General features: G+C 58.4%; 14 protein-coding genes. 10 read left to right on the top strand and 4 right to left on the bottom strand.

Going from position 1 to position 14,435, the window contains the following annotated elements; all coding sequences use genetic code 11:
- Window positions 1-171: 171 nt before the first annotated feature.
- Window positions 172-1,467 (bottom strand): amino acid permease, encoded by a 1,296-nt coding sequence (locus G5171_RS06550; RefSeq protein WP_159157265.1) that lies wholly within the window; start codon window positions 1,465-1,467, stop codon window positions 172-174.
- A gap of 251 nt (window positions 1,468-1,718) precedes the next feature.
- Here G5171_RS06550 and G5171_RS06555 point away from each other — a divergent pair, with 251 nt between their 5' ends.
- From G5171_RS06555 to G5171_RS06580, 6 genes are all read left to right on the top strand, one after another.
- Window positions 1,719-2,102: a Rid family detoxifying hydrolase gene (locus tag G5171_RS06555; protein ID WP_005344164.1), complete on the top strand. Its 384-nt coding sequence runs from the start codon at window positions 1,719-1,721 to the stop codon at window positions 2,100-2,102.
- Window positions 2,103-2,124: 22 nt separating this feature from the next.
- Window positions 2,125-3,414 (top strand): serine dehydratase subunit alpha family protein, encoded by a 1,290-nt coding sequence (locus tag G5171_RS06560; protein ID WP_201991871.1) that lies wholly within the window; start codon window positions 2,125-2,127, stop codon window positions 3,412-3,414.
- A 64-nt stretch (window positions 3,415-3,478) separates the two neighbouring features.
- Window positions 3,479-4,132, top strand: a complete 654-nt coding sequence (locus G5171_RS06565; protein WP_005334376.1) for a helix-turn-helix transcriptional regulator — start codon at window positions 3,479-3,481, stop codon at window positions 4,130-4,132.
- A 154-nt stretch (window positions 4,133-4,286) separates the two neighbouring features.
- Window positions 4,287-4,874, top strand: coding sequence for a histidine phosphatase family protein (locus G5171_RS06570; protein WP_159157263.1), 588 nt, complete (start codon window positions 4,287-4,289; stop codon window positions 4,872-4,874).
- 150 nt (window positions 4,875-5,024) lie between these two features.
- Entirely contained in the window at window positions 5,025-6,218 is a 1,194-nt protein-coding gene (fabV, locus tag G5171_RS06575) for an enoyl-ACP reductase FabV (RefSeq protein WP_421259977.1), read from the top strand.
- A 162-nt stretch (window positions 6,219-6,380) separates the two neighbouring features.
- The gene (locus G5171_RS06580; RefSeq protein WP_421250527.1) at window positions 6,381-7,856 is read left to right on the top strand and encodes a YfcC family protein; all 1,476 of its coding nucleotides are present in this window, start codon (window positions 6,381-6,383) and stop codon (window positions 7,854-7,856) included.
- Window positions 7,857-7,919: 63 nt separating this feature from the next.
- Here G5171_RS06580 and G5171_RS06585 read toward each other — a convergent pair whose 3' ends face one another.
- On the bottom strand, window positions 7,920-9,134 hold the full coding sequence (locus G5171_RS06585; protein ID WP_043851260.1) for a pyridoxal phosphate-dependent aminotransferase: 1,215 nt from the start codon (window positions 9,132-9,134) through the stop codon (window positions 7,920-7,922).
- Between the two features lie 387 nt (window positions 9,135-9,521).
- Here G5171_RS06585 and G5171_RS06590 point away from each other — a divergent pair, with 387 nt between their 5' ends.
- Both G5171_RS06590 and aqpZ read left to right on the top strand, forming a co-directional pair.
- The gene (locus G5171_RS06590; RefSeq protein ID WP_421250526.1) at window positions 9,522-9,734 is read left to right on the top strand and encodes a DUF1653 domain-containing protein; all 213 of its coding nucleotides are present in this window, start codon (window positions 9,522-9,524) and stop codon (window positions 9,732-9,734) included.
- A 270-nt stretch (window positions 9,735-10,004) separates the two neighbouring features.
- A complete protein-coding gene (gene aqpZ / locus G5171_RS06595; protein ID WP_421250525.1) occupies window positions 10,005-10,694 on the top strand; it encodes an aquaporin Z in 690 nt (229 codons plus the stop codon).
- 92 nt (window positions 10,695-10,786) lie between these two features.
- On the opposite strand, the gene G5171_RS06600 is transcribed toward aqpZ, so the two are convergent.
- Window positions 10,787-11,536, bottom strand: a complete 750-nt coding sequence (locus tag G5171_RS06600; RefSeq protein WP_419772928.1) for a lytic transglycosylase domain-containing protein — start codon at window positions 11,534-11,536, stop codon at window positions 10,787-10,789.
- A gap of 324 nt (window positions 11,537-11,860) precedes the next feature.
- Between G5171_RS06600 and G5171_RS06605 the strand changes: the two genes are divergently transcribed.
- A complete protein-coding gene (locus G5171_RS06605; protein WP_005344181.1) occupies window positions 11,861-12,301 on the top strand; it encodes a GNAT family N-acetyltransferase in 441 nt (146 codons plus the stop codon).
- A 5-nt stretch (window positions 12,302-12,306) separates the two neighbouring features.
- On the opposite strand, the gene G5171_RS06610 is transcribed toward G5171_RS06605, so the two are convergent.
- The gene (locus G5171_RS06610; protein WP_421259978.1) at window positions 12,307-12,849 is read right to left on the bottom strand and encodes a DUF1439 domain-containing protein; all 543 of its coding nucleotides are present in this window, start codon (window positions 12,847-12,849) and stop codon (window positions 12,307-12,309) included.
- Between the two features lie 95 nt (window positions 12,850-12,944).
- Between G5171_RS06610 and cls the strand changes: the two genes are divergently transcribed.
- A complete protein-coding gene (cls, locus tag G5171_RS06615; protein WP_216979185.1) occupies window positions 12,945-14,426 on the top strand; it encodes a cardiolipin synthase in 1,482 nt (493 codons plus the stop codon).
- Window positions 14,427-14,435: the final 9 nt, after the last annotated feature.

Here is a 14,435-nt window from a genome sequence, read left to right on the forward strand (position 1 = left end):
TACTCCGCACCAGACCCCTTGGGGGAGGTCAGCTTGCAAGTTGTGATCCCCTTGGCTTTTTGCCCCGCGGGGTGACTTGGCAGCCGCAGCGACAGAGAGGCGGGTTGCGCCAATAAAAAACGGGCCACCCGAAGGTGGCCCGAAGTCGATAAGGAGGGCGTTTGCAATCGATCAGTTGAACGCCAGGAAGGGCGAGACACAAAGGAGCAGGCCGGTGACGATGATTATGTAGAGGGAGGTGCCCTTGTACTTGTGCAGCGCCGGTACCTGATAGACCAGATAGGCCGGGATGAGACAACCCACCATGCCGAAGATGGGGCTGCAGATAGAGGTGAAGCTCAGTACCGGGGCGTTGAGCACGATGGCACCCCAGGAGAGCATGACGGTAAACACCATGATCCCTTTGCCGACCAATCCTTTGTTGATGCGGTTTTCCGGCAGCACCCGGCGCAGCAGGTTCATCGCCAGACCCTGACAGGCTTCACGGAAACCGAGGTAAACGCCGAAGTAGGCGGTCATCACCGCGAAGATGTTGAGGGTGAGGCTGAGCAGCTTGAGAGTCTGGCCGGGCATCCCCTGGGCCACCATGGCCAGTGCGGAGATGTTCTCTTCAGAGGCTTTGACCGCCTGATCGTGTCCCATGGCAAGGGTAAAGGAGACCGCGTAGAAGAACACAACTACGAACAGGATGCCGAAGGCGATATTCATGGCGCGCATCGCCTTGAAGCGGGCCACTTCCAGCGACTTTTCCCGCGAGCGGTAGGAGATCACCATGGGGCTCAGGCTCTGGATAAAGAGGATGGAGGTGAGGGTAAAGGGCAGCATGATGATGGCATCCTTCATCCAGTCACCGGCAGCGGGCATGGCGGTGATGTTGGATGCATCCCACTTGTCCACCATCATCAGGCCGAGCACGGCCACCACGCTGATCTTGGTCAGCACCATAAAGGTGGAGATCTTGAACAGCAGGTTTTCGCCGCGCGAGGCCAGTGCCACCAGACCGCAGATCAGCACCAGACCGTAGAGCGGGTTTTCGGAGAGCAGACCGTCGGTAACGCCGAAGCTCTGCAGGAAGGAGGCGCTGTCATTGGTGATGGCGGTGGAGTAGACGAAGACCCAGATCACCAGCATCACGAAGTAGAGGGCGCCGAGCAGCACACCCCAGTTCTTGCCAAGGTAGCCGGTGATGACGCTGGGGTAATCCTTGCACTCCGGCGAGGTGGCCAGGGTGTTGATAAAGAGGCGTTGGAACATGTACATGGCGGGGTAACCGATCACTGCCGAGAGCAGAAAGACCCACAAGCCCATCAGCCCCACCTGTACCGGCAGGAAGACGATCCCCGCGCCGATGGCCATGCCGATGCTCATGATGATCCAGCCCCAGTCGGTGCTGTCGAAGCGAACCGCTTCTTTCCATTCCAGCGTGCCCATCGCGGGGCTGGCTAGTGTAGTGCTATGCGCGTCCATTAAAACCTTCTTTTTTGTAGGGATGTGGGAAAGCGGCGCAAATATAGTTGAATGAAACCGTCATAAACAATGCCCATAAGAGTACTTTTGTTCAAATCAGGATGATGATCACGGTTTATATTGAGGCCGAAAGGTGCCTTTAAACGCCATTTTTGTATCTTTTTGTTGAATGGATAAAATAAAAAGCAAATAATGTTGAACGGAATGAGATTCACGATTGCAAAAAAAATTGCACAAACAGGAGTGGCTATATGAAACGCATCATCACAGCAGCAGCGGCACCTGACGCTATCGGTCCCTACAGCCACGGCACTGCCTATGGCGACCTTATCTTTACCTCCGGTCAGTTGCCGGTCTGCAAGCAGCAGGGTGGTGTGGTGGAAGGGGGGATTGCCGCCCAGACCCGCCAGTCACTGGAAAACCTGAAGTCCGTGCTGGAAGCCGCAGGCGGCTCGCTGGATACCGTGCTCAAAACCACCTGCTACCTCGCCGAGATCAGCGATTTTGCCGCGTTCAACGAGGTCTATAAAGCCTATTTCCAGAAAGATTGTCCGGCGCGCAGCTGCTTCGCAGTGAAGGATCTGCCGATGGGCGTCAAGGTTGAAGTGGAAGCGATCGCCCATATCGCTCGTTAATGCTGATAAAAAGGTTCAAGTGATGAAACAAGCGTGGCAGCAGTATCTGCAGATTATTCAACAGGTTGTCAAACCAGCGCTGGGTTGTACCGAGCCAATCGCCGCCGCTTATGCCGCGGCTGTCGCCGCTCGGCAACTGGGGTGTGAGCCCGGTCGCCTTGAGGTTGCGGTGTCGGACAATCTCTATAAAAACTCGATGGGTGTCTATGTGCCGGGCACCGGCAAGATCGGTCTGGCCATTGCGGCCGCGGCCGGTGCCATCGGCGGTAACGCCGACGCCGGGCTGGAAGTGCTGGCCGCGATCCAGCCAGCACAGGTGGAGCGTGCCCAGCAGCTGATCGATGCCGGCAAGGTGCAGGTGAGCCGCACCGCCGCCCCCGAGTTTATCTTCTGCCGCGTGACCGTTTATGGCTCTGATGACAAGGGTGAAGAACACAGCGCCGAAGTGACCCTCTGCGGCGGTCATACCCGCATCGTCGAGCAGCGCCGCGATGGCGAGGTGACCTTCACCGCCGATCAGAGCCAGGGCGGCGCCACCGGTTCCATCTGCGATGGCGTCGATATCAGCATCGCCGCCATCTACGAGTTCGCCACCCAGGTGGAGTTCGAGCAGATCAGGTTCATCCTCAAAGCCTCCGAGCTTAACGGCAAGCTTTCTGCCGAGGGGATGAACAACCCCTATGGCCTCGAGATCGGCCGCACCATGCAGCAGAACATCAATGCCGGTCTTATCGGTGAGGATGTGATGAACCGCATCGTGATGATGACGGCGGCTGCCTCTGATGCCCGCATGGGGGGGGCGACCCTGCCAGCCATGAGCAACTTTGGCAGCGGCAACCAGGGCATTGCCGCCACCATTCCGGTGATGGTGATTGCCGAGCGCTTTGCGGCCAGCGAAGAGCAGCTGGCTCGCGCCCTCATCATGAGCCATCTGGGCGCCATCTATATCAAGTCCCACTATCCGCCGCTGTCGGCCTTCTGTGGCAATACCGTGACCAGCGCGGCCGCCTCCATGGCCATGGTTTATTTGGCGGGCGGCAGCTTCGAGCAATCCTGCTTCGCCATCCAGAACGTGCTGAGCGACAGTGCCGGTATGGTATGTGACGGGGCGAAAGCCTCCTGCGCCATGAAGGTGAGTACCTCCTCCGGTGCGGCGGTGCGCGGCTTCCTGATGGCCCTCAACAGCCACTCGGTGTCGGGGCAGGGGATCGTCGCCGGTGACGTGGATCAGACCATCCGTAACGTGGGTCAGATGGTGAAGGAGGGCATGTCTGCCACAGACAGCACCATTATTGATATCATGTCCGCCTGATGTCCCTGTCGGTTGCTGCCCGGCGTCTATTGTCCGGCAGCAACCCTTGCAAGAAGGTCCCATTGTGAAGCTGCAAGAGTTGAGTCCGAGCGATTTTGAGATCCTCAAGTCGATGGAGAACATTGTGGACGGCATCGCCGCCATGTATGGTCAGCACACCGAAGTGCTGCTCCACAGTCTGGATGCGCGCAATCCCTCGATCGTCAAGATTGCCAACGGCCATATCACCGGCCGCAGTGTCGGCGCCCCCATCACCAACCTGGCGATGATGAAGCTCAAGAGCGGGCAGGATATCTCCAGCCCCTACATGACCAAGTGTGCCACCGGCAAGACGCTGCGCTCCATTACTACCGTGATCCGCAACGGGGAGCACAGGGCCATCGGGTTGCTCTGTATCAACAGCGACATGGATGCCCCGCTGCAATCCGTGCTGCGCACCATGATGCCGGAGTGCATGCACCCCCACGAGAGCCATGCCACCCCGGAGGTGTTCGCCCGCAACATCGACGAAGCGCTCAACAGCACCATCGACACCGTCAGTGCCGAGGTGCGAGGCAACGAGGCGGTGCCCCCGTCCCAGAAGACCCGGGTTATCGTCAACCAGCTGCACGACATGGGGATCTTCGAGTTAAAAGACAGCGCCCAGATTGCGGCGCGCCAGCTCGGCATTTCGGTCCACTCCATCTACCGCTATCTGCGGGAGATCAAGAAGGGCTGAGCCGACACACTCTGGCCAAATTGGCAGCAAACGGGTCAGTCTTGACCCGTTTTTTACGCCCGCTTTAGCCTCTCTGTTCGGGCCATCCTTCGGGCTCATCTGCTATCATTTTCCCCCTTTATTTTTCTATCTCTCTGAACGTGCTGGAGAAATCATGTCTCGACTCATCTATCTGCTGCGCCATGGCCAGACCCGCTTCAATGCTGAGCAGCGTCTGCAGGGGCGTTGCAACTCCGATCTGACCGACAAGGGTGAGGCGCAAGCCATCGCCATGGGGCGGCGCCTTGCTGGCGAACTGGCGGATCCTGCCCGCTGGACCGTCTATGCTAGCCCGCTCGGCCGTGCTCGTCAGACTGCGCAGCTGGTGTGCGAGCAGTTGGGACTGTCAGCTGATCGCATCATCTGGGACGATCGGTTGATGGAGCTGGGGATGGGAGAGTGGGAGAGCTGCCAGATCCCGGTGCTGCGGCTCGCTCATCCCGAGCTCGATATCGGCAAGGGGGACTGGTATCTGCAGGCACCGGGGGCCGAGAGCTTCGAGAGTATTCAGCGCCGGGCGCACCTGTGGTTGCAGGATCCCGCGATCGCCGAGCGTGCCATCGTTATCTCCCACGGTCTGCTCGGTGCCATGTTGCGCGGCGTCTATGCCGATCTCGGCTATGAGGCGACCTGGTCACAGGAGTTGCCGCAAGATGCCTTCTATAAGCTGCAGGATGGCCACATTACCCGCATTGCCTGCTAGTTGCCGTGAGGTGGCACCATGGCATGGACCATGATGGCCACCTTCGGATGCCCATTTTTGCCGCAGTTCAACACATCAGAGCACCTTATCGCGGCAAGATGAGGTATCTTATGCCCCGATTTCATCCATTAAACGGATCCGAGACCCCATATGATCATCAAACCCAAGGTTCGCGGCTTTATCTGCACCACCACTCATCCGGTCGGTTGTGAAGCCAATGTTCGTCGCCAGATTGCTTACACCAAGGCTAAGGGCACCATCGAGAATGGCCCCAAGAAGGTGCTGGTGATCGGCGCTTCCACCGGTTATGGCCTGGCCTCCCGGATTGCGGCTGCCTTCGGTAGCGGCGCCGCCACCCTCGGCGTCTTCTTTGAAAAAGCGGGCACCGAGTCCAAGACCGGTACCGCTGGCTGGTACAACTCTGCCGCTTTCGACAAGGCAGCCAAAGAGGCGGGCCTCTACGCCAAGAGCGTCAACGGCGATGCCTTCTCCAACGAGTGCCGCGCCAAGGTGATCGAGCTGATCAAGCAGGATCTGGGTCAAATCGATCTGGTGGTCTACTCCCTGGCCTCTCCGGTGCGGAAGATGCCGGAAACCGGCGAAGTGGTGCGCTCAGCCCTCAAACCGATCGGCGAGGTCTATACCACCACCGCCATCGATACCAACAAGGATCAGATCATCACCGCTACCGTCGAGCCGGCGAACGAGGAAGAGATCCAGAACACCATCACAGTGATGGGCGGTCAGGATTGGGAGCTGTGGATGGCTGCCCTGCGTAATGCAGGCGTGCTGGCCGACGGCGCCAAGTCGGTGGCCTACTCCTACATCGGCACCGATCTGACCTGGCCAATCTACTGGCACGGCACCTTGGGCCGCGCCAAGGAAGATCTGGACCGCGCCGCTGCCGCCATCCGTGGCGATCTGGCTGCCAAGGGCGGTACCGCTCACGTAGCCGTGCTGAAATCCGTGGTGACCCAGGCCTCTTCCGCCATTCCGGTGATGCCGCTCTATATCTCCATGGCTTTCAAGATCATGAAGGAGAAGGGCATTCACGAGGGCTGCATGGAGCAGGTAGATCGCATGATGCGCACCCGTCTCTACGCGTCTGACATGGCGCTGGACGAGCAGGCTCGCATCCGCATGGATGACTGGGAACTGCGTGAAGATGTGCAGCAGACCTGCCGCGACCTGTGGCCATCCATCACCAGCGAAAACCTCTCCGAATTGACTGATTACACCGGTTACAAGCAGGAGTTCCTGCGCCTGTTCGGTTTTGGTCTGGACGAGGTCGATTACGATGCGGATGTGAATCCGGATGTGAAATTCGACGTGGTCGAGCTCTGAGTCTGACTCAAGTGAAAACAGGGCCCCGCGGGGCCCTGTTTTTTTGGCAAAAATTCCGCCAAATTGCGGAATTTTATTATCAGCGATCACCTTTTTCCCATATCAAACCCGCTAGTCTTGCGCTGATCGGATCACAGACGGCATTGCCGAGGTACGGAAGCTATGACCACTCCAAACGAGGCGCCCAAGAAGCGCCAACTCCCCACAGTTTATACCCTGCTTTTCATCATCATCGCGCTGATGGCCGCCCTCACCTGGGTGCTGCCGGCGGGTAAATATGACTATGTCACCGCCAAGACCCAGCAGCCGGTGGCGGCAGCGGCCGTGGCTGATTACAGCGGCGACGAGCGGCTGTTGCCGGTGCCCGGCAGCTACACTGAGTTACCCGCCCACCCGCAAGGGGTATTCGAGGTGCTCAAGGCCCCCATCCAGGGCTTTCACAAGGCGGCCGACGTGGCGCTGTTCGTGCTCATCATCGGCGGCTTTCTGGCGGTGACCATGCAAAGCGGGGCGCTTGATGCCGGGGTGGGGGCCATTGTGCGCGGCTTTGCCGGCCGTGAGCGGCTGCTGATCCCGGTGCTGATCGCCCTGTTTGCCCTCGGCGGCTCCACCTTCGGCATGGCGGAGGAGACGGTAGCCTTCTGGGCGCTGATCGTGCCGGTGATGATGGCGGCGGGCTTCGATCGCATGGTGGCGGCGGGGATTATCCTGCTTGGCTCCGGGGTCGGGGTGCTCGCCTCCACCGTCAACCCGTTTGCCACCGGTATCGCCTCCGGTTTTGCCGGCATTCCCATCGGTGAGGGGATCGGTTTGCGGGTCATCCAGTGGCTGCTGCTGGTGATCTTCGCCTCCTGGTTCGTGATGCGCTACGCCAAGCTGGTGCAGCAGGACAAATCCCGCTCAGTGCTGGCCGACATTGCCTATGACGACGAGTTCTCCCAGATGAAGAGCGGCAACCTCGCCTTCACCGGCAAGCAGAAGCTCACCATGCTGGTCTTCTTCGGCACCTTCCTGCTGATGATCTATGCGGTGGTGCCCTGGTCCGATTTGGGGATCGACGTGCTGCCCACCTTTGGCTGGTGGTTTGACGAGCTATCCACCCTGTTCTTTAGCGCCTCCATCCTGATTGCGCTGATCAACCGGATGCCGGAGTCCAACTATGTGGCGACTTTCCTGAGCGGCGCTCGGGATCTCATCGGGGTAGCGCTGGTGGTGGCGGTGGCGCGCGGCATCTATGTGGTGATGGAGCAGGGCGTCATCATCGACACCATTTTGCATTGGGCTGAAGGGCTGGTGACTGGACTATCCTCGTCGGTCTTCATCCTGATGGCCTATCTGGTCCACATCATCCTGAGCTTCTTCATCCCGTCAACCTCGGGGCTGGCGACCGTCTCCATGCCGCTGATGGGGCCGCTGGCTGACTTCTCCGGCATCTCCCGGGATCTGGTGATCACCGCCTATCAGTCCGCCTCCGGCTGGATCAACCTGTTTGCCCCCACCGCCGCTCATCTGGTGGCCGGTCTGGCGCTCGCCAAGATCCCCTACGATCGCTTCGTGCGTTGGGTGCTGCCCTTTATCATCGGCGTAGCCCTCATCACAATGGCGGTGCTGGTGGCCGGAGCTCTGCTGCACGGCTGATGGCACGGATAAAACCACAGATAACAAAAAGGCTCCCGCGGGAGCCTTTTTCATGAGCTTTGCTTACTGCTTGTAGCCCTTGAGGAAGCGGGCGAGGCGGCCGATGGCATCTTCCAGCTCCTCTTCGCGGGGCAGGAACACCAGCCGGAAGTGATCCGGTGCCGGCCAGTTGAAACCTGTGCCCTGCACCAGCAGCAGCTTCTCTTGCTGCAGCAGGTCGAACACCATCTTCTGGTCATCGCGGATGTCATACACCTTGGGGTCGAGGCGCGGGAACATGTAGAGCGCCCCCTTGGGTTTGACGCAGGAGACCCCGGGGATCTCGTTCAAGAGCTCCCACGCCTTGTCCCGCTGCTTGCGCAGGCGGCCGCCCGGCAGGATCAGCTCGTTGATGCTCTGGTAGCCGCCAAGCGCAGTCTGGATGGCGTGCTGCATCGGCACGTTGGCACACAGCCGCATGGAGGCCAGCATTTCCAGCCCTTCAATGTAACCGCGGGCACGGCCTTTGGGACCTGTGATGACCATCCAGCCCTGACGGAAGCCGCAGGCACGGTAGGCCTTGGAGAGGCCGTTGAAGGTCACCACCATCACGTCGTCGCATAGAGTGCAGACGCTGGTGTGGGAGATATCGTCGTAGAGGATCTTGTCGTAGATCTCGTCGGCGAAGATGATGAGGTTGTGCTGGCGGGCGATCTCGATCACCTCCAGCAGGAACTCGCTGCCGTAAACGGCACCGGTCGGGTTGTTGGGGTTGATCAGCACCAGGCCGCGGGTGCGAGGGGTAATGCGGGCACGGATGTCGTCGAGATCCGGGTACCAGTCAGCCCCTTCGTCGCAGCGATAGTGCACCGCATGGCCACCGGAGAGGGTGACGGCGGCGGTCCAGAGCGGATAGTCAGGGGAGGGCACCAGCATCTCGTCGCCGTTGTTGAGCAGCGCCTGCATCGCCATCACGATCAGCTCGCTGGCGCCGTTGCCGATGTAGATGTCGTCGATGTCGACCTTGCGCATCCCTTTTTGCTGGTAGTACTGCATCACCGCCTTGCGGGCGGAGAAGAGCCCCTTGGAGTCGCAGTAGCCCTGGCTCTGGGGCATGTTGAGGATCACATCTTTGATGATCTCTTCCGGCGCATCAAAGCCGAACGGGGCCGGGTTGCCGATGTTGAGCTTGAGAATGCGGTGGCCTTCGTCTTCGAGGCGGCGAGCTTCTTTATGCACCGGGCCGCGGATGTCATAGCAGACATCGTCGAGCTTGTGCGACTTGTCGATTGTGAACATGGTGAGTGTGATTCCTTCCCCACAGGGACGCGTTGGCGAAAAAGGCGGTTTTTAGTATCAAATATCTTTTCCCCTATTCTTCACAGAATTGAATCCTAGAACAATCTTCTTTTTAGTAGAAATTCCTGATTTTTAGCCCCAAAACAGAGTTATTAAAAGGTTAAATTCAGCACGATCGTTTGTGCTTGGCAAGGTTCACCAGTGAAAGATGGGGGAGTGATTAACAAAGCTACTCTACTGTGTTGAAATCTTCACGCTCTCTGGCACGATTGGCTTGTGTAAAAAAGCCTCCTCATCGCCATTTCCGACGAGAAAAAGCTGATACAACTGGCACTGGCCAGCCCATATTTCCCCTTTCCCGTCCTGTTCCATCTGCAGAGGTATTCCATGCATGCACCCACACCCGGTCGCTATCGTCACTTCAAGGGGGGTTACTATCAGGTGCTGACCCTGGCCAGCCATACCGAGACAGGCGAGCAGCTGGTGATCTATCAGTCGGAACAGGATGGCACCGTCTATGCCCGTCCCGTCGCCATGTTTATGGAGTGGATTGAGCATCAGGGGCAGGTTGTCAGCCGTTTTGCCCCTGCAGGATACTGACCACGCCTCCGTTTTTATCGTTCAAGGGATGATTACTCGAGCTAAACGGTGTCACAAGTTGTCGCATGACGCCCTTGGGTATGAGATGTGCAGCCAGCTGTCTTAATGATAAATCTCTTATCTAATCAACGAATTGTGACGAATGTCACATTGAGTGAGCCCCGCCTGCCGGGTTCGCAATCTGGACTCACACTCCCATAATGCTGCGCTTGTTCAAGCATGGGCCCTTCTCGGGTCTTGTTCGGTGTTATCTCAAATGGGAGAAATAATGTGAAACCTGTTGCTGCTGAGTTTATGGGCACTTTCTGGCTGATATTGGGCGGGTGCGGCAGTGCCGTGCTGGCTGCGGCCTTCCCTCACGTCGGGATTGGTCTGCTGGGGGTCTCGATGGCTTTCGGTCTGACCGTGCTGACCATGGCGTTTGCCATCGGCCATATCTCCGGTTGCCACCTCAATCCGGCCGTGACCGTTGGTCTGTGGGCGGGTGGTCGTTTTCCGGCATCCGGTGTACTGCCTTATATCGTGGCGCAAGTGCTGGGTGGCATTGCCGCTGCTGCCGTGCTTTACGTGATTGCCAGCGGTCAGGCCGGGTTTGATCTCTCTGCCGGTTTTGCTTCCAACGGCTACGGTGAGCACTCTCCGGGTGGTTATAGCCTGACTGCCGCACTGGTGTGTGAAGTGGTGATGACCGGTTTCTTCCTGTTCGTCATCATGGGCGCCACCGATAGCCGTGCGCCTGCCGGTTTCGCGCCGATCGCCATCGGTCTGTGCCTGACCCTGATCCACCTCGTCAGCATTCCGGTGACCAATACCTCGGTCAACCCGGCCCGCAGTACCGGTGTTGCGCTGTTTGTCGGTGACTGGGCTATCAGCCAGCTCTGGCTGTTCTGGGTTGCCCCGATTGTCGGTGCCATTCTGGGTGCGCTGGCTTATCGCCTGGTGGCGACTGAGCAGAAGTAATCATTTGCGAAACAAAGTGTGGTATCGACACGCCTGTGGGCGTGTTTTTTGTTTCTGGAAGGGTGAGATAAGAGAACTCACCAAGCCAAACGTCAGAGTCCCTTGGCCTGCAGCATCTCTTTGTAGCGTTGATGGAGCAACTGGACGCGCTCTACATAAGCGCGCGTTTCCGCATAGGGCGGAATGCCGCCATGTTTTTGCACTGCGCCAGCCCCGGCGTTGTAGGCCGCAGTTGCCAGCGCAATGTTGCCGTCATACTGTTTGAGCAGTCCTGCCAGGTATTTCACCCCGCCGAAAATATTCTGCTCCGCCAGCAAGGCATTGCCGACCCCCAGCTCCCGCGCTGTGGCTGGCATCAGCTGGGTCAGGCCCATCGCCCCCTTGCGGGAGACCGCCAGCGGATTGAAAGCGGATTCCGCATGGATCAGGGCTCTGATCAGCGCAGGCTCAACCTGATAGGTTTTCGCGGCAGCCTTGATGGTGCTGGCATAGTCATAGAGAAACAGTCCTGTGGTCTGCCAGTTGACGCTGGATTTGGGATCGCAGGCGAAGCAGTCGTTGAACAGCAGCAGTTCGTAATGGCCCTGTTCGGGCGCCATATCGGAGTAACGTACCACCCCGTTTTGCTGCACCGATTTATAGACCTGGATCTGCTTCTTGCCGCCAGCGGCGGTTGCCGCCGTTTGAGCGGTTTCGGGTTGTGGAGCGGGCGCAGCATGACCGACCGAGCGTAAGGGAGAGGGGGCTACGGTCAGGAAGACCACCTCCGCGGGAGGGGGCGTCTGGCTCCATCCGCTCAATGGGATCAACACCATCTGGCCTGCCAGCATCCATGCTTTCAACCGTCACACTCCTTCCAGGGATCATCATGTTGAGTAAAGCACCATGGCGAGTGCAGAACAAGCGTACAAACAGGGAGTTGTGAAGTTGAAGGGGGATTTGGCCGAGGGATGGGGGGATGCCAGAGTATGGCCAGGAGAGGAGCTAAACGGTGGAACTTTCCGGTAGCCAATGGTCATAATCGCCTTATGGAAGTGCTCTAGGATGTTCGCTTTTTTGTTAACAAAATGCGTGCTATCTTGCTTATGTCAGCTGGTCTGGCTAGTTAGTCTTTATCTATTTTTATAATTGATTATAAAGGTATTTTTGTGTCAGGAATGCTGGCGATGGAACTCATCTTCGAGGAGTACTGTGACGCCGATCTCTCCCTTATCAAGGACTATTACGAGACGACTTTTTCCCACTATGTGCCGGATCTGGCCGAGCGGGTCTTTGTCGTACGTGATGCTCACTGGCTGGTAGGGGCAGTTCGGTTGCGGGACGAGGAGGAGTTTTATCATCTGTGCGGCTTTCGTCTGTTGCCTCACTACCAGTCGCTGGGATTGGGTTCACGGCTGTTGCAGCACGCCTGTCACGGCCTGGAGGACAAACCGGTAGTCTGTCAGGTACTGCCTTTCGAGAAACCCTTCTATCTCAAGGCCGGTTTTGCCGATATCTCCCTCACCCAATTGAGCGGGTCACTCTTCTCCCTTTATGAGCAACAGCAGCAGCAGGGTTATCAGGTGGAGCTGCTGGTACGGGATACCACCCAGCCCCTCCTGAATTGAGCGGGCTAGCGGGGTCTGGTCAGTAGGTGGATTTTACCCGGTGACAGCTCCAGCCCCAGCAGGTTCTCTTTCAGCCAGGCTTGTTGCGGCTCCTTGTCATCCAGTCGGTAAACCGGTTTGCTCTCAAGACGCTTCTCCATGCTCTGCAGCAGCATGCCGAGCATCATGCCGAACTTTCTCTCTGCCGCCTCCGGTTCCAGCTTGTACTCCACCAGTTTCATGTTGTCGAGAAACAGCGCGCTCTGACTCTTGTCATAGCGGGGCCTCGCCTCATAGGTCATCTGCAGGCGGGCGTCATATTCGGTATTGTCGGGCAGGGCGATCTTGAGCTTGCCCTTGCCATAGACTCGGGCGGTGTCTGGTTGTTGACGGCCAATCTGGACATCGCTCTGCTCCAGCTTCACATGGGCCTTGATGATGCCCGGTAGTTCCAGCTGTTTGTCGACTTGCACTTGGGATTGCAGGTACTGATTGATCTGCTGCTCATTGATGTCATATGAGCCTTGACCTAGCATGGCCAGGCTGAGCAGCATGGATTGCAGAATCATGGGGGCAACCTGATAGAATGGATTTGCCTTACAGCATACCATTCCTGACTGGCAGGATCTGCCGACCACTGTTTGTTGATGAGAAGGAGTTACCGTTGCTAAACGGTCTGGAACATGATCTTCACCTGCTGTTCTCCCGCTTTCTGGGCTGGCTGCTACTGCTTTTTCATACCGTTATCGTCGCGGGTGTGTCGTTTCGGGTGGTGATGAAGCGCCGCCCCATCGGGGTGTCGCTGGCCTGGCTGGCGCTGATCTACGCCATTCCGTTTGCCGGTGTCGGCTTTTACTTGCTGTTTGGTGAAATCAAGTTGGGGCGTCGACGTGCCGAGCGGGCACAGGCCATGTACCGCCCTTATGCTATCTGGATCCGTCAGTTGGCCCGCCTTTTCCCCCAGCATTGCTGCGAGGTGGGGGAGAAGGCCCAACCATTGCACGATCTAATCCAGGGGCGGCTGGCTATGCCCATGCTCTCAGGCAACCGGATGACTCTGCTCAGCCAACCTGACCAGATCCTGCATGAGATTGCCCAGGATATTCGCCGTTCTACCCTCTCCTGCTATCTGGAGTTCTATATCTGGCACCCCGGCGGTGATGCCGACGAGGTGTGCGAGGCACTAATGGACGTCGCGCTACGCGGCGTGGATTGTCGTTTGTTGCTCGATTCGGTGGGTAGCAAGCACTTCTTCCGCTCCGGGTGGCCGAAAAAGCTGCGCAAGGCGGGGGTCAAGCTGGTGGAGGTGCTGCCGGTCGGCGCCTGGCGCATCCCGTTCCAGCGGCAGGATTTACGGATGCACCGCAAGCTGGTGGTGATCGACGACAAGGTGGGCTATACCGGCTCCATGAACATGGTTGATCCGCGTTTCTTCAAGCAGGATGCCGGTGTTGGCCAGTGGGTCGACATCATGATCCGGGTGCAAGGTCCCATGGTACCGCTGATGTGGTCGATCTTCGTCTGGGACTGGGAGGTGGAGACCGGCGAGCGGCTGCTCGACAGTCTGCAGCATGAGCCGGAAGCCTGGCCCCAGACCAACTACCGCGCCCAGTTGATCCCGTCAGGCCCTTTCGTTGGTGGTGACTGTATTCAGCAGAGCCTGCTGCTGGCCATCTACCAGGCGCGCAGCCATCTGGTGCTGACGACCCCCTATTTTGTCCCGGACGATCCGCTGGCCGCCGCACTCAGTTCGGCTGCGGCGCGTGGGGTGCAGGTGCAGCTGGTATTGCCGGCACGTAACGACTCCATCATGGCCAACTATGCCTGCAACGCTTTTATGGAGGAGCTGCTGGAAGCGGGAGTGGAGATCTATCGCTACGATGCCGGCCTGCTCCATACCAAGAGCGTGCTGGTAGATGACGACTTCGCTTTGGTGGGCACGGTCAATCTCGACCGGCGCAGCCTCTGGCTCAACTTCGAGGTGACCTTGCTGGTGGACAACCCTTCTTTCGTGGCCCAGATGACCCGGCTGGTGCAGGGGTATATGGCAGAAGCCACCCCGATGACCCTGGCCCAATGGCAGGCCCGCCCCTGGTACAAGAAGGCGATGGAGAACATCTTCTATCTCTTCAGCCCCTTGCTGTGATGTTGTGGC

Origin of the sequence: Aeromonas sp. 600774, assembly GCF_049175075.1 — a bacterium.
GTDB classification, from domain to species: Bacteria; Pseudomonadota; Gammaproteobacteria; order Enterobacterales; family Aeromonadaceae; genus Aeromonas; species Aeromonas veronii_A.